At 59.3% G+C, this 13,335-nt stretch carries 20 protein-coding genes; 10 read left to right on the forward strand and 10 right to left on the reverse strand.

Annotated features, from left to right (window positions below; genetic code table 11):
- Positions 1-36 precede the first annotated feature (36 nt).
- The 10 genes from L8K25_RS00685 (at position 37) to L8K25_RS00730 (ending at position 3,746) form a co-directional block, all read left to right on the forward strand.
- Positions 37-321, forward strand: a complete 285-nt coding sequence (locus L8K25_RS00685) for a hypothetical protein (RefSeq protein ID WP_242137007.1) — start codon at positions 37-39, stop codon at positions 319-321.
- Positions 318-572, forward strand: coding sequence for a hypothetical protein (locus tag L8K25_RS00690; protein ID WP_242137008.1), 255 nt, complete (start codon positions 318-320; stop codon positions 570-572). The genes L8K25_RS00685 and L8K25_RS00690 overlap by 4 nt, the downstream gene beginning before the upstream one ends.
- On the forward strand, positions 569-1,114 hold the full coding sequence (locus L8K25_RS00695; protein WP_242137009.1) for an HNH endonuclease signature motif containing protein: 546 nt from the start codon (positions 569-571) through the stop codon (positions 1,112-1,114). The genes L8K25_RS00690 and L8K25_RS00695 overlap by 4 nt, the downstream gene beginning before the upstream one ends.
- Positions 1,111-1,365 (forward strand): hypothetical protein, encoded by a 255-nt coding sequence (locus L8K25_RS00700; RefSeq protein WP_242137010.1) that lies wholly within the window; start codon positions 1,111-1,113, stop codon positions 1,363-1,365. The genes L8K25_RS00695 and L8K25_RS00700 overlap by 4 nt, the downstream gene beginning before the upstream one ends.
- Entirely contained in the window at positions 1,362-1,757 is a 396-nt protein-coding gene (locus tag L8K25_RS00705; RefSeq protein WP_242137011.1) for a hypothetical protein, read from the forward strand. The genes L8K25_RS00700 and L8K25_RS00705 overlap by 4 nt, the downstream gene beginning before the upstream one ends.
- Positions 1,754-1,999 carry a hypothetical protein gene (locus L8K25_RS00710; protein WP_242137012.1) on the forward strand — a complete coding sequence of 82 codons (246 nt, stop codon included), beginning with the start codon at positions 1,754-1,756 and terminating at the stop codon, positions 1,997-1,999. Before L8K25_RS00705 ends, L8K25_RS00710 begins: the two co-directional genes overlap by 4 nt.
- Positions 1,996-2,409 (forward strand): hypothetical protein, encoded by a 414-nt coding sequence (locus tag L8K25_RS00715; protein ID WP_242137013.1) that lies wholly within the window; start codon positions 1,996-1,998, stop codon positions 2,407-2,409. The genes L8K25_RS00710 and L8K25_RS00715 overlap by 4 nt, the downstream gene beginning before the upstream one ends.
- A complete protein-coding gene (locus L8K25_RS00720; RefSeq protein ID WP_242137014.1) occupies positions 2,406-3,059 on the forward strand; it encodes a hypothetical protein in 654 nt (217 codons plus the stop codon). The genes L8K25_RS00715 and L8K25_RS00720 overlap by 4 nt, the downstream gene beginning before the upstream one ends.
- Positions 3,056-3,286: a hypothetical protein gene (locus tag L8K25_RS00725; protein ID WP_242137015.1), complete on the forward strand. Its 231-nt coding sequence runs from the start codon at positions 3,056-3,058 to the stop codon at positions 3,284-3,286. Before L8K25_RS00720 ends, L8K25_RS00725 begins: the two co-directional genes overlap by 4 nt.
- 235 nt (positions 3,287-3,521) lie before the next feature.
- Positions 3,522-3,746, forward strand: a complete 225-nt coding sequence (locus tag L8K25_RS00730) for a hypothetical protein (protein ID WP_242137016.1) — start codon at positions 3,522-3,524, stop codon at positions 3,744-3,746.
- A 13-nt stretch (positions 3,747-3,759) separates the two neighbouring features.
- On the opposite strand, the gene L8K25_RS00735 is transcribed toward L8K25_RS00730, so the two are convergent.
- From L8K25_RS00735 to L8K25_RS00780, 10 genes are all read right to left on the reverse strand, one after another.
- Positions 3,760-7,890, reverse strand: coding sequence for a phage tail length tape measure family protein (locus L8K25_RS00735; protein ID WP_242137017.1), 4,131 nt, complete (start codon positions 7,888-7,890; stop codon positions 3,760-3,762).
- 261 nt (positions 7,891-8,151) lie between these two features.
- Positions 8,152-8,652, reverse strand: coding sequence for a hypothetical protein (locus L8K25_RS00740; protein WP_242137018.1), 501 nt, complete (start codon positions 8,650-8,652; stop codon positions 8,152-8,154).
- Positions 8,653-8,668: 16 nt separating this feature from the next.
- Positions 8,669-9,451, reverse strand: a complete 783-nt coding sequence (locus L8K25_RS00745; RefSeq protein WP_242137019.1) for a hypothetical protein — start codon at positions 9,449-9,451, stop codon at positions 8,669-8,671.
- A gap of 64 nt (positions 9,452-9,515) precedes the next feature.
- A complete protein-coding gene (locus tag L8K25_RS00750; RefSeq protein WP_242137020.1) occupies positions 9,516-10,058 on the reverse strand; it encodes a hypothetical protein in 543 nt (180 codons plus the stop codon).
- Positions 10,058-10,663 (reverse strand): hypothetical protein, encoded by a 606-nt coding sequence (locus tag L8K25_RS00755; RefSeq protein ID WP_242137021.1) that lies wholly within the window; start codon positions 10,661-10,663, stop codon positions 10,058-10,060. Before L8K25_RS00755 ends, L8K25_RS00750 begins: the two co-directional genes overlap by 1 nt.
- Positions 10,660-11,037: a hypothetical protein gene (locus L8K25_RS00760; RefSeq protein WP_242137022.1), complete on the reverse strand. Its 378-nt coding sequence runs from the start codon at positions 11,035-11,037 to the stop codon at positions 10,660-10,662. Before L8K25_RS00760 ends, L8K25_RS00755 begins: the two co-directional genes overlap by 4 nt.
- Positions 11,037-11,255 (reverse strand): hypothetical protein, encoded by a 219-nt coding sequence (locus tag L8K25_RS00765; protein WP_242137023.1) that lies wholly within the window; start codon positions 11,253-11,255, stop codon positions 11,037-11,039. The genes L8K25_RS00760 and L8K25_RS00765 overlap by 1 nt, the downstream gene beginning before the upstream one ends.
- An 11-nt stretch (positions 11,256-11,266) precedes the next feature.
- Complete coding sequence (locus tag L8K25_RS00770; RefSeq protein WP_242137024.1) at positions 11,267-11,704, reverse strand: hypothetical protein; 438 nt, start codon at positions 11,702-11,704, stop codon at positions 11,267-11,269.
- 59 nt (positions 11,705-11,763) lie between these two features.
- Positions 11,764-12,864: a major capsid protein gene (locus L8K25_RS00775; RefSeq protein WP_242137025.1), complete on the reverse strand. Its 1,101-nt coding sequence runs from the start codon at positions 12,862-12,864 to the stop codon at positions 11,764-11,766.
- Positions 12,865-12,882: 18 nt separating this feature from the next.
- Positions 12,883-13,323, reverse strand: coding sequence for a hypothetical protein (locus L8K25_RS00780; RefSeq protein WP_242137026.1), 441 nt, complete (start codon positions 13,321-13,323; stop codon positions 12,883-12,885).
- Between the last annotated feature and the right edge of the window lie 12 nt (positions 13,324-13,335).

The raw sequence follows: 13,335 nt of genomic DNA on the forward strand, positions 1-13,335 counted from the left end.
ACGCCGTCGGGTTGCGGCTGAATTGGGAGATGGGATGTGAAGACGCTCGTGAGATTTGAAGAGACTATCGACAACGCATTGTTCGATAAGACCGGTTGGTCGGATCACGACAAGCTGACGGTTGGTGTGCACGGTAGGTACACTTTCAACAGCACACCGGTGGAAGGTCTAATCCAGATCATCCAGCAAGAGGATGACGACGCGGAAGCAGATGATTTTCGCGATATGATGGGGCCTACTGTCATCACGACCGCGGCGGGTGCCCGTCTCCTTGCTGCGGTATTGCTCAAGGCCGCAGATGTTGCGGATCTCGCATCATGACCGCGCCCCCCGAGTTTGGCGCTGCGATCGAGGTCAATGGCGAACGTCCTTCGTGGTTGCCGGATGATATTTGGATTCAGCGACAAGAGCATAACGATCCGCATTGGTACGGATTATTCCGCGGCGGATTTGAAGCTTCCAATATGTACTGGAAGCCGATCACCGCGATCCGCCTCGAAGTCCCGCGCTACGATTTCGTCTATCTCGCGCTGGAGCGGGGGATGGTGCCAGAAATGGGAGCGGAGCAATGAGCGAACAGCTTACGCCGCTGCATGTCCGGATACCGGCATCGGACTTCCCGCCGTCAGCCTTGGCGCGGTTTTGGAGCTGGGTCGTCAAGGGCGATGGCTGCTGGGAATGGCAGCACAATGTCGATGACCACAGCTATGGCATCTTCGTGCATCGCAAGGTGTTTTACGGTGCGCACCGTCTGTCCTTCGAATTGGCCAACGGTCCGCTCGGTCAAGACCTGCAAGCCTGCCACTCGTGCGACAATCCGCTTTGCGTGAACCCTGCGCATCTATGGGCTGGTACCGCTGCCGATAACTCTGCCGACAAGGTGAGCAAGGGGCGGCACAAGATGGCCGGTTCGCTGCCCACTGCGGAAGAGATCAAAGCACGGCGCAACCCCGACCATCCGGGCATGAAGTATTTCCGGAAACTGACCGAAGCCGAGGTGCGCGAGATCCTCGCGTCTACGGAAACGAACCGCGCTCTTGGCCTGAAATACGGCGTCAATCAGGGCACGATTTTCAAGATCAAACACAAGATCCGTTGGAAGGAAGTCGCATGACTATCGCCACCTCGACCGCCCTCCCGCTCGCCCACCCCGCCGCGCAGCAGGGGGAGTGCCAAATACCGCCGACAGGATGGTATTGCACCCGCAAGGCAGGACACGAAGGACCGTGCGCCGCAATCCCCGATGGCGGTCTTGAAGACGAGATTGCCGACGCGCTGGATGACAGCTTGGACATGGACTGGACTGGTAAGGTCGGCGCGCGTGCCGTCATGGCCCTGTTGCGTTCGAAGAGGATGGTCAATTGAGCACTCTGGCAGAGCATTTCCCGACCGGGAATTATCACCAGCCTGACGAGACGTTCGCGGGGGAGTGTAGCTGCGGCCACACCTTCTACGGCGCGTCCTATGCTGCTTCGAAGCAGGCTTGGGCAGCGCACGCTCTTGCAGCCCTCGCCCCCGCGGCGATTGCTTCCGGACAAACGCAAGACCCGCTCGACTGGCTGAACAAACAGCACAACGTGTCGCTGTCGTACCACTACCCGTGGCGCTGCGACGATGAAGACCAGGACGAGGAATGGCGCGTCACGCGGGAGAACGGCGGTGTCAACGATCGCGAGTGGACCGTGATCGGGACCGGCAAGACGGCGCGTGAGGCGTTGGTCGCGGCGATTGCTTCCGGACGGGAGGGGGCGGAGTGAGCGATATGATCGACATGTTTCGCGACATGAAAGACATGCGCAAGCTGGAGCGCGAACGGTTCGGCGTGAAGTGTCCGGTGTGCATCGAACGCCTGCCCAAGGCTCAGCCCAAGGTGCTGCTGCACGGCCAAGTCTGCCGCGCGCACAAGCCGCATTACCGAGATCCACGCCCACCAATCACAGCCGACGAGTTCAACGCCGCAATGGCAGGAACCGGCTGGACACAGGAGCAAAAACGATGACCGCCCCCGCCAAAGCCGCGCCGATGCGCGAGGATGTTACGCAGGCTGATCGTGACTTCGCAGCGCAGTGGATCGTGATTGCGCCCGAAAATGCAAAGCTCATCCGCGCAGGCGAGTGGGACCATCACGAAGGCGTTCAGGCTGCGCGAATGCACCGCCTCTCTCACACCGCCCGCCCCGACGCCGATATGAATTGGAGTGAGGCGCGCGATTTTGCAGAGTTTTACGGTCTCCCGACTTCTTTTGTTCCAAATCTTGTCACCGCCCGCCCCGACGCCGGGGATGAGATCAATACTTCGCAGTATGACAAGATGCGCGCGGAGATGGGTACACCTCATTGTCCGATCTGTGGATCAACATATCAACATACCCATACTGTTGATGAGCGCCGAAAGGCCGGTCTCTTATGAGCGGCTTGCCTAAGCGCGCCGGATACGTTGGCGAACCCGCAGGCAACGAGAAAATCTGCCCTTCATGCCAAGGACAAGGGCAAGACCCTTCTTTAACCGGATGCCTCGATTGCGATGCGACAGGCGTTATTTGCCCCGACGCCGGGAATGAGGATGTCGAGCGGGTGGCGCGGGCGCTCAAAGGTATGGTCGAGCTATACGATACCGATGAGGGCTGCAGGTCTATCCCGCAGGTCGTGGAAGCCCGCGCCGCACTCGCCGCCATGCGCGATGGGGCGGACCGGGGGATGGTGGAGCTGGTGGCGCTTCCTGATATCGGACCTGACCCGATGAAAGGCGACCGATCGAACCGCATTGAGCAAGCCACGGCTCGCGTCCGGGAGGCCTACGTCAAGCAACAGGCAGGCGTGCCGGATCAGACGGCGCTCGTCTGGCGCTGGGATATCGGCGCGCTCCTTTCGGAGATCACCCACCTTACCGCACTCGCCGCCATGCGCGAGGGGGTGGACCGGGGGATGGTGGAGCGGGAGTCTGGTTTTCGGGCCGGCTACACTCACGCCCTCGGACTCGCCCGCGCTGGCGTACCGATAAAAGACTTCGAACGCGATGTCGGGGCGTACATGGCAGATTTCGTAGGTCATCGCCCATGACATGGTTCATGCAGCAGAGGCAGGATTTCATTCGTGCCCAACTTCAGACGTATGGTCAGATCCGCCGCGCAGATATTGCCAATCGATTTGAGGTGACGATTCAAATCGCAAGTGCCGATATCGCCCAGTTCATGGCCAATCATCCTGATGCGATCGACTATGATCGCAGCGCGAAATGTTACGTCTATGAATCCACCGCGGCCCTATCCCCGGAGCAGCCCCGATGAGCGAGAGCACGAGCGGGCTGGTGGAGCTTGATCCTGGGTCTCCAGCTTATGAGAAAGCCCGGCAGATCGTTGTGTCTGTACTGCGCCGGATTGGAAAGACCGAACCGAAGAGCAGGTACGGCGAAATGGCAGATGATTTGGAGAATGGCGACCTTATGCAAATCCCTACGTGGATCGCTTTGCAGGAATTGGCCCGCGCCCAGCCCCTCCCATTCCCAACCGAGGGAACCGGATCATGAGCGAGGAACAGTACGGCATCCGTCAAGGTGGCTCGTTTGTCGCCAAAGTGAGCATTGGCCCAAGCGAAGATCGCGCGCTGTCGGAAGCGATGCACTATCTCGCGGTTTACGCGCAGGACGGCCCTGTAGAGCTTTGGAAGCGGTCGAAACACCGCCGATGGAAGCCGACCAACATCAGCGCACGTGGGCGAATGATTATCACGAAGGACCCGACCCCATGACCGCCGCAGCAAGTCACCCCTGCGCAGATTTCCAAGCCTGCTGATTATCCCTGACGTGGTTCAGTATAGCCTTACCGCCGGCTGGGGTAGAAAGTGCAGCCTCCAGCGCAGCGGCCGGGTCAAACACGTTGATGACACGGGTTTCGCCACCGCTGCCGCCGGACGCCCCACCATTGGCACGATGTCGCGGGTCGCTGCGGGTCAAGACTTCTTCCCCCTTCTGCAGAATCGCTGGTACCTCATCAGCCTTCAACCCGGCGATTCCACCAGTGTGGTAGTGCGCGGCCCCAGCAAACCATGCCGGTGACACGCTTCGAGTTTCCGTTCGATCGCGGCCGGCGATACCGCCGGTGTGGTTAGTCCCGACGGGTACGCCGAAACTCTTCAAAATCCCCTTGGCAATGTTGAAGGCGATCTGTTGCAGGATCATCTGGGCAATCTGCCGCAGGAATGATGCGGCAAAATCCAGAAAGGCATCCTTGGCAGCCTTGAAGACATTCTTCCCTTCAGCCACAGACTGGGTGAACCGATCAATCGCACTGGTCAGCGTAGACGCAAACGACTGTGCGATCGACTTGGCCGATACGTTCATCACCCTGCCCCACTCGACAGAGGAATCGCGACTGCTCTGAAGCGACAGCGTTATTGCGTCAATTTGCTCCTGAGTGCGGTGCAGCGGGTCAGTTTTCGGGTCCAGTGCCTCATAAAACTTGATGGCCAGATCGATCGATTCGCGAAGCTGCGCATTTACTGCGTCGAGCTGCGGCGCCAGCGCATTTGCTCCCTGGTCGTTACCATTCGACCGCAGGAAGTCCTGCCGCTGCCGCAAGGCGTCACGTTGGTTGGTCAGGTCGTTGACCGGGCGTGTTACCTCTTCCGTCTGCGCTGACGCACGCGCGCGAATGCTCTGGGCCCGCGCTTCCTCTTCGGCCGCCTGGCGGGTAGCCTCGATCTGCTGCTTCGTGAGTTCAAGCTGTTTTTCGCCAGGCTTCAACGCCGCATTCTGCTCAGTCACGCGCTTTTGCAGATCTTCGGCAGCACGGTCACCCGCCGCCTTGATCTGCTCATCAATCAGCGCCGTATCCTGCAGCTTGGCTTGACGCTCCAGTTCCGCGGTGGTGCGCTTTCGCGCGTCATTGCCTTCATCAATTGCGACATTTAGCTTCTGCTGACGCAACGCAGCGTCGTTGGCCGCCTTTTCGTTATCGGCTTCGATTGCGGCATTCGGCGATGCGGCAAACAGATCCGCTTCCCGGTTGCGGCGCTTCTTGTTGATGCCACCATTGTCATTGCCGAGCGCGCGGATAGCGGCGGTAATTTGTTCGATCGATCCAGTGCGAACGGTGTCAGCGATGCCGGCACCATGTCCATCCTTGGTCCGCCCGAGTGTCCCATAGTTATAGGCAACCGATGTCAGCGCAGCCTGCTGCTGAGGCCCAAACGCATTGAACCGGTCAGCGCCAACCAGAGACTTGATGCCGGTCTGAAACTCGCCGATGCGACGGTCAAGATCGCGAATAGCTCCCTCGACACCCGTTGTCGTGGCAGACGTGACCTTTCGCACGTTTCCACCATCATCGGTCGTAGTGTCGGAACCGAAACCGACGCGGAAGCGACCATCGCTGTCGCGGTACGCCTTCGCGCTGAAGCCTTCGCGCTCCTGAATGAGGCGGCGCGTCTGCATTGCTGGGGTAGAGTTCGCCGTGTCGAAGCTCTGTTGCTCCTTGGTGATCTTCTCCCGTTCCTGACGTTCGGCTTCGGCACGAGCAGCCTGCTTCACCCGTTCGTCACCGACAGCTTTGGTGGCAGCCAATTCACCAGCCAATGATACGCGACGACGCTGTTCTGCCGCGGTGAGGAAACTTTCACCACGCTCGCGCAGCCGCGTTACCGCAGTGCTGCCTTCTTCCTGTAGCCGTCGGTACTGCTGTTCCAGCGACATATTGTGCAGAATATCGTTCGAACGCTTCCGCTCGATCGTGTTCTGATCAGAAGTCACCGTGTCGCCGGTTCCCGGCGTGGGGGTAGCCACCTCCTTCTTGAGCGCGGCAACTTTCTTGCGCAGTTCCTCAATTCCGGCGATACGAGCAGCCGCAACCTGCGGGTCTTTGTCGGCTGCCAACGCCTGTTCCGCCGCGGCAAGCTGCGTCGTGAGGGCGGTAAGTTCCTGCAGTTTTGCCGTCGACTGAGTTGCGCCAGACAAGCGGTTCAGAACCTTCGTTACGCCGTTTGCCAGCGCTTCCAGCAGTTCGACAGTGCCAGTGATGAAACCGTTCTTCGCAAGCACGTCCATGAAGGACTGCCATGCCGTGCCAAGCGATCGAATTGACGTCGACCACGGTCCGCGTGCTTCTTCTGCACCCTGGCGCTGCTTCTGCGCGAAAATGTCATAGGCATAGGTACGGGCTTCCTGTGCCCTACCCTCATCAAACAGCGCACGGATATGCTCGCGCTGGGCCGCCGTAAACGTGTTGGTGGCTTCATCCAGCTTGACGATCGCGTCATAGCCGCCGGTGAATGCGTCCGCGAGAATCTTCGCGGCATCGGGCACCTTCACACCAAGCGTGTCGGCGAGATCCTTGGCAGTGCGGGAAAACTCCCCGATGCGCTCCGGGTTCACGCCGTCTTTGACAAACGTCTTGAGCGCGGTCGATGCGTCTTCGGCTGTGACCCCGAAGCGCTTCATGACCTCGACTTCCTTCTCCAGCGCAGCGGCCGAATACGTCGCTCCGTCTGCCATGGTCGACAGGGTGGCACCGAAATCACGCAGGCGTTCCGCGCGATCGGCAACCTCTTTCACTGCCAAGGCAATCGTGCCGAACACCACCGCTGCGCCGATGAACGCCGGGTTAGTGAATGCTGCGACGATTCCCGATGTAATCTTCGGGAACAACTGGAGAATCTGGCCACCCTGTTGCGCGAAGATTTGGCCGACGCGCTGCCCGCTCGCCAAACCGGTGACGACGTCGTTCACCTGATAGCTCAGGTTCTGCAATTCATACGGCTTCAGGCCAAATAGGCCAATTTTCTGATTTCCACCAGCGCCCGCCGACTGAGTGCGCGCCAGTACGGCCGCTGTATTGGCAAACGACTCGCCCAGTAGCCGCTGTTTGCCGGTGTATTCTTCCGCACTGATTTTGCCTTCGTCGAGCAGCTTCTTGAAGCGCTGCAACTCGACGAAGGCTGCTCGCTGCGCCGTCTCAAGCGGGTTCAGTTCATCGCGCAGACGCTTGATCGCTGCGGCTTCAGCCTGTGCGGCCGCTGCGGACTCGCGTTCGACATTCGTCAGCCCAGCGGACTGAAACACAGATGCCGACGCTTCAGCCGACTTGCCAGAGTCCTGATACTGACTGCCACGGATCGATGAAAGCGCCGTGGCATTGCGCCGTACGGTTTCCTGCTGACGCAGTTCGTCAGTGACACGACGCTCCTGCTCAGCGAGCTGGTTTGCTGCCGCAATCTGTTTCTCAGTCTGCGTGAAACCTGCGGCCTGAAACACGGATGCCGAGTTTTCCGCCGACTTGCCAGAGTCCTGATACTGACTGCCGCGGATCGATGATCCTACGCCGGCAGCGGCGTTGGCGCGCTGCTGTGCTGCCTGACGCGCTGCGATCGCTGCTGCCAGCTTACCTTCCGCATCTGCAGCGGCAATGACCGTGCTACCGAGCGCCTGAAGTGACGAACGGCTGGCATCCAGCTTCGACTGGTCTGCTGCGATGGTGTCGGCAACCCGCGCGATCTTTGACTGGAGCGAACCATAGGTGGCTTCCAGTTCTTTGACCTGCGCTATGCGACCAGACTGGTCGCGCCCTGCCCCGACGATCGCATCCGGCGAATTGAGGCGAGCGATCGCGCGGGCGGCATCTTCCGCCTCGCGTGCCAGGACGCCGATCGCCTGCTGCTTGGCTGCAATGCTGCCGGTGATCTTCGACACGGAGGATTCAGCGCGGTCGGCCGCCCTATTGACTGTGGCAAATGCTTTGTCGAGCGACGCGGCGCCAGCAACAAGATCCGCCAGGCCCTTATTCGTGTTCTGCGCCGAACCTGCGACCGCATTCTGCGCGGTGAGCAATCCGTTGAGGGTGGCAGTTACCTGTTCCAGCGCGCGGGTGGCATCGTCGCGTGCCTTGAGGACCAGGTTCACTTCTGCGTTACGTGCTGCCACCTGATTATTCTCCGCGTAGGCTTTCCAGGTATTCCGACATCAATTTGCTGCCGTCTGAAACTCGGGCTGAAACGTAAGCCATCTGGAACCCAACTGCGTTTGAGCCGATCAGCCCGTTGAGTCTTTCGACCACCAGGGCAGCCTCATCTGCTACGACGCCGAGCGGATAGTCCCATGCATCCGGGTGCCCGTGGTCGAGTAGGAGGTTCACCTTTCGGCGAACCGTCCAGATCCATTGCTTCAGCCCAAGGGTGTCTTGTTCGCCATCTTGCTCAGGGCCCCGATGATCAGGGCCCCGAACTTTTTTGGCGGCATCTCCGACGTGAAGGTCAGTTCGCCAATCTTCATCAGCGCGTCGATCTGCACGGCGAAGGACAACTGCGACACCAGTTCGGTTTCGATTGCCCAAACCGTTGCGGTAAGGTCGCTACCGTCAAACAGCGGCACCAAGGTTTGGTCGCGGGCATCAATCCCCATCGCAGCCGTGATGATTTCAACCATGATCTCTGGCGCTTCGTGCAACAGATCTGCCATCATCGGCATCACGAAGTCGGTATCAATTCCGCCTTCAAACTGGTGCTTGTTGACGATGCTTTCGAACAGGTCGGAAGCCTGACCTGCATGGCGATAGTAGATGCCGACAACATCAGCCGGCGTAAGGCCGCGGACAGCGAACGACTCGCTGTCCGATACGCTTACATTCAGCTTCCGAATTGGATTGCTAAGTTTACGAAGCGACATGGTCCCCGCCTCCCTCTTATACCGTGACGGTGTAAGGCTGACCGTTGGCGTAGATCGCCTCGCGGTTCGGTGCCTTCAGCACTTCGACATTGAACGGCAGCGACTGCCACGCATTGTCGGCCTTCAGCGCGAAATCGCCGTTCGGCGTCAGCTTGACGTAGGGCAGCAGGAAGTCGACCTTGGCACCTTCCGGATTGGTCGACTCATAGAAGATCGCCCCGCTGATCGGCGTCGAACCGGAGATGATCTGGTCGTAGGACTTCGCCTGCTTGTCGTAGGTAACCACCATGTCCGTACCGGCGACGATCGTACCGCCTTCGATCGGCATCACCAGCGCGCGGTCCAGGTCGACCAGGTAGTCGATACCTGCAACCTTCGTTGCGGCGCCGACCTTCACGACCACATTCGTCACGGCCTTTGCGCCACCGGGCTGCGCATCACTCATGCCGAGCAGATACTTCAAACCGGGAATGACGCTTGGGAACGTTTCGTTGATCGCCGTCGCGGCAACCTGCGAAACGACTGCCTTCGATCCGAAGAAAAAGTATGCCAGATTGTCGGTCTGAATATCGTCCATGTCGATTTTGCCCGACCGGTTCGTCTCGACGACGATCGACTTATCCTTCTCGCGAATACCCGCGTCAGAGGAATAATGATCGAGGTTCGTCGATGCGATCGACAGGTTGAACGACGGCGTGTTGCCCGTGTAGCGGAAGCCAGCCGGAACGTACGTGCCCGGCTTGAAAAGAGAGAAGTTCACCCGGCCACGGCCGAGGGTCTGATTACCGTAAGTGGTCATGGTCGGTATCACCTTTCGTTTGCGGTTTCATCAATAGCGTGAAACGGAGAAAAAAGACAGCCCTCTACTCATTGGGCTTTGCGGCGTTGTCGGTGATGCGCAGAATCAAGTTGCACCAGAAGTACGCCTTGGCTGAGACATCATCGGCCGGTCGCACGACACCCGGTCGAATTCGAAGATCGAGGATGTTGTTTGCACCCCCGCTGAACCCGAGAATGGCTTTGTCACCCATGCCTACGGTGCGACGACGCTCCAATACCAAACGTCGCCGCACATCGGCCATCAGGCGATACGCTGGATCTGTCGGGTGCTGCGGATCATCGTCGACGAAGCCCTGGATCAGCAAATTCCAGTCATACTCGGCAGTCGGCGTGTCTTCCGGTGGTTCCTCCACCAATTCCCCTGGCGCCACGCCTTCCACTACGCTGATCATTGGAATCGGGTCATCATCACCGAACCAAAGCCGTCCGCGGTAGACCCGAGGAACGCTCACGCCATCGCCACGGTCAACGTCGCTCATATCGAACGTGTACCCTGCAGCAGGAGTGATAGTCTTTAAAACATCCGTAAGGGCGTATAAGACACGCAGCTTGAATGGTTCAGTCATTAAATATCCAATCCCATTAGACGAATGACTTCTTCACCAATAAAGTCTGCGATATCAGGTGAAATATCTTCTCGAACTGTCTGGAAAACTTGCGAAACCGATGGCCCGTATAGAACGTACAGGTTCCCCTTGATCTGCTTCATTACGCGCTTATTCATAACACGCTCGCCAGGCTTCAATCGAATGGCCAGACCGAGATTGTTTTTCGTTTCGAGATCGGCATTACCTGCCTTCAGCCGGATCAAGAATGCGCGCTTCATCAGCTTCGCCAATCCAGGCTCAACGGCAACCTCTACCCCGGTCCTACCGCCAACCGTCCCCCCTACCGCGAAGCGCGCCAGACTGGTCGGCCGCACTCGTGCGGAAATCGTTGCTTCCAGATCGTCGCGTGTTGCCTTTCCGCGGACAACCAGGCGACCTTGCGAGGGGTTCAAATAACCAGCAGGGAAGCCAACCTGCGCTTCAATGCGCCGCGCTCCTGCCGTCCGCGCCCGATCTGCGCCTTTGTTCAGCGCACGCGCCATATTCAGACGAAGATCGCGCGATAGGGTTTCGTACGGCCGGGCTTCCAGCCCATCGACGGCTATGACGTAGGCTTCGCTCACGGCAACGGCAGCCCGGCAGCCTCTGTAGCTGGCAGCCGCAGTACGCGCGCCGTTTGGAAATTCAGGTCAGCTTCATAGAGGTGGTCGATACGATACGCCTCACCGGGCTCAACCGAAACCACCGCATTGCGGAATAGCTTCGGGATCTCGGCAAGATTGAATCGCAGTCGATCTTCGGATTCACTGGTCTCAGCGGCACCCTGCAGGCCGGGCAGCTTTCCGACCATGTGATTGTCTGTCTTCAACCAGACCCGCACACTACAAGCAAGCGGGGTCGCGTTTGGCGCAGGTATGTAGAGCGCGGGGACCGACATCTCGCGATGCAGATCCTCGCGCCCTTGCCGCATCAAATCACGGATACGGCGGCCGACCATCAATCGGTCTTTTTGGTCGATGTAGACGTCGGCTTTTCGAGCGTCAGCGTTTCACCGTTGGCGAAGCTGTACGCAGCCAGTTCTTCTGCGGTTGCCTCGCGCACCGAGTATGCCGGCACTTCCTTCGGAGCGTCGAAAACAGTATCAGGTTCAGCCGCGACATCCTTATCGTTCAGGCGATAGATGACGCGGTCGAGTGCTACTTTGAGGTTTGCCATCGTTAACTCCTTCAGCCGACCAGGTCAGCGCCGGCGGATGCCTTTGCTGCTTCATCTTCGGCCTTCTTCGCGGCGCGCTTCTCAGCAGCCGTCTGCGGGGTAGCTGCGGCTTCGTCGGCGACACGCTGTGCTTCGGCGGCCGCGGCTTCGTCGGCGACACGCTGTGCTTCGGCAGCTGCGGCTTCGTCGGCGACACGCTGTGCTTCGGCGGCCGCGGCCGCTTCTGCCTGCACCTGTGCAGCATCCTTCTCAGCCACCTTTTGGGCTTCAGCCGCAGCCTTGCTGCTGCCGTGGATCATATCGTGGAATGCAAGTTCCTGATCGGTCGGCGCACGCACGGCGCCGGTCGCCAGAAAACCCTGCACGTCAGCGGCGGCGGGCTCGAAAACTTCACCCAGATGAATCCCGTTTTCATCATGGATCTCGTGGACGGCAAAATACTTGGACATGAGTTTGTCACCTTTTGGTTGATACGCCAGACACGGATTGCCTGGCGTATCGGGTCGATTTAGGCGATGACGGTCGCCACCAGGGTTGCGTCCGGATTGATCGTCACAGCCAGCGGCGCCGACTTGATGTTCATATACTCGGTCGTAACGTCACCTTCGGTATGCAGATAGTTCTTGGGGAACTTCGGCAGTGCCTGGTACTGCGCATCGCGGTCGATGATCTTGCCATAGGCCATGTAGCCCATGATCGACGACGGGTCGGCCGTGAACAGCATCTGGTTCTGAGCCAAATAGCGCGTCACGATGCCGTTGTCGGCCAGATAGACTTCGTCATTGACCCAGAGTTCGATGGTCACGCCGGAAGCGCCGCCGACGAGCATTTCGCCGAACTTGTAGACCTTACCGCCATTCGCGCCGCCGGTAACGACACCGCGTTCGAACGTGATCGTGCCGCCCTTCACCGTAAGGTCCATGTGCGACATGAACTCGGTGTCCTTGCGCAGGATCGACGCGACCGTGGACGACATCGTGATGCGACGAACGAACCCGCCGAACTCCGCATTGTTCATACGGTCGACGTTTGCCTGGATGAAATCGACGATCGAAACGCCGCTGTCGCCGAAACGCGAACCCGTGCCCAGAGTGATCGTATGCGCGGGGTTGCGCTGCAGATCGACCAGGAACGATTCACCCGAGTCGTAGGTCATCGTGTACTTGCCGTAGATGGTCGCCTGCGCGCGCATCCACTCATGACGACGATCGATCGATTCATCCATCGACGACAGCATCTGAGCGCGAATGAGATCGAGCCGCTGCATGTCGGTCAGGTTATTGGCGTCGAACACCGAACCCATGCCAGGCTGGAACGTCAGCGGCATTTCGTCGTCGATCGTTTCCTCGACCTTGATATACCCCGGCTTGAACCGGTAGGCGCGCTGGCTGTCTTCCCAGACACCGCGACCGCGGGCCTTCGGAAGGACGAACGGTGCGAGCTTGCGCTTGCGGATCGGCATCTTTTCGAAGTCGATCCACGCGTCGGTGCTGCGGATTTCGTTCTGGAAGAACTGGCCGAAATACCAATTCTCAGCCTGGATGGCACGCATGACGCCCAGCGAGCGACGCGTGTCCCAGAGGTTCGTATAGGGAGTCGGGATTGCCATTGTCCGGTGTGTCCTTGATTACGAGGTGGGGGCGAGACGGCGCCGGGCGACGATCTGGCAGGGGGTCGGCGCACCGATGAAAGCCTGAGCCTTCTTGGTTTCGGTGTCGTACGATGCGTCCCAGACCAGCACCGACTTTTCGTCGATGTTGAAGCAGCCGCTGTAATAGACGTTGCCCTTGACCGTCGTATTGCCGGCGCCGGAAACTGCGCTGCGCGACATCACGCCGATCGCCTGAACCGAACCGAACACCGCCTTGACCAGCTTCTTGTTCGCATCGAGCCCGACCACCTGGTAGATCGGAAGGTTCTGGTTGTCCGCCAGCAGAACGTGCATCGGATCGGCGAGCGGCGGGGTTACGCCAGCAAGCAGAACGGCCATGGTGTAGTCGTCGAGAACTTCGAATGCCGGATGACCCCAGCCATCGACGTTATCATAGGAAGAGTTGCGCGTGGTCATGATGCCTTGCTC

Origin of the sequence: Sphingomonas sp. TREG-RG-20F-R18-01, from assembly GCF_022662475.1 — a bacterium.
Taxonomy (GTDB): domain Bacteria; phylum Pseudomonadota; class Alphaproteobacteria; order Sphingomonadales; family Sphingomonadaceae; genus Sphingomonas.

Excerpts from the sequence above, each read along its gene's own strand:
- L8K25_RS00760 (WP_242137022.1), bottom strand. The coding sequence starts at position 11,037 with ATGGTCGGCCGCCGTATCCGTGATTTGATGCGGCAAGGGCGCGAGGAT.
- L8K25_RS00720 (WP_242137014.1), top strand. The coding sequence starts at position 2,406 with ATGAGCGGCTTGCCTAAGCGCGCCGGATACGTTGGCGAACCCGCAGGC.
- L8K25_RS00780 (WP_242137026.1), bottom strand. The coding sequence starts at position 13,323 with ATGACCACGCGCAACTCTTCCTATGATAACGTCGATGGCTGGGGTCAT.
- L8K25_RS00695 (WP_242137009.1), top strand. The coding sequence starts at position 569 with ATGAGCGAACAGCTTACGCCGCTGCATGTCCGGATACCGGCATCGGAC.
- L8K25_RS00725 (WP_242137015.1), top strand. The coding sequence starts at position 3,056 with ATGACATGGTTCATGCAGCAGAGGCAGGATTTCATTCGTGCCCAACTT.
- L8K25_RS00715 (WP_242137013.1), top strand. The coding sequence starts at position 1,996 with ATGACCGCCCCCGCCAAAGCCGCGCCGATGCGCGAGGATGTTACGCAG.
- L8K25_RS00740 (WP_242137018.1), bottom strand. The coding sequence starts at position 8,652 with ATGTCGCTTCGTAAACTTAGCAATCCAATTCGGAAGCTGAATGTAAGC.
- L8K25_RS00700 (WP_242137010.1), top strand. The coding sequence starts at position 1,111 with ATGACTATCGCCACCTCGACCGCCCTCCCGCTCGCCCACCCCGCCGCG.
- L8K25_RS00770 (WP_242137024.1), bottom strand. The coding sequence starts at position 11,704 with ATGTCCAAGTATTTTGCCGTCCACGAGATCCATGATGAAAACGGGATT.
- L8K25_RS00775 (WP_242137025.1), bottom strand. The coding sequence starts at position 12,864 with ATGGCAATCCCGACTCCCTATACGAACCTCTGGGACACGCGTCGCTCG.
- L8K25_RS00730 (WP_242137016.1), top strand. The coding sequence starts at position 3,522 with ATGAGCGAGGAACAGTACGGCATCCGTCAAGGTGGCTCGTTTGTCGCC.
- L8K25_RS00745 (WP_242137019.1), bottom strand. The coding sequence starts at position 9,451 with ATGACCACTTACGGTAATCAGACCCTCGGCCGTGGCCGGGTGAACTTC.
- L8K25_RS00765 (WP_242137023.1), bottom strand. The coding sequence starts at position 11,255 with ATGGCAAACCTCAAAGTAGCACTCGACCGCGTCATCTATCGCCTGAAC.
- L8K25_RS00750 (WP_242137020.1), bottom strand. The coding sequence starts at position 10,058 with ATGACTGAACCATTCAAGCTGCGTGTCTTATACGCCCTTACGGATGTT.
- L8K25_RS00690 (WP_242137008.1), top strand. The coding sequence starts at position 318 with ATGACCGCGCCCCCCGAGTTTGGCGCTGCGATCGAGGTCAATGGCGAA.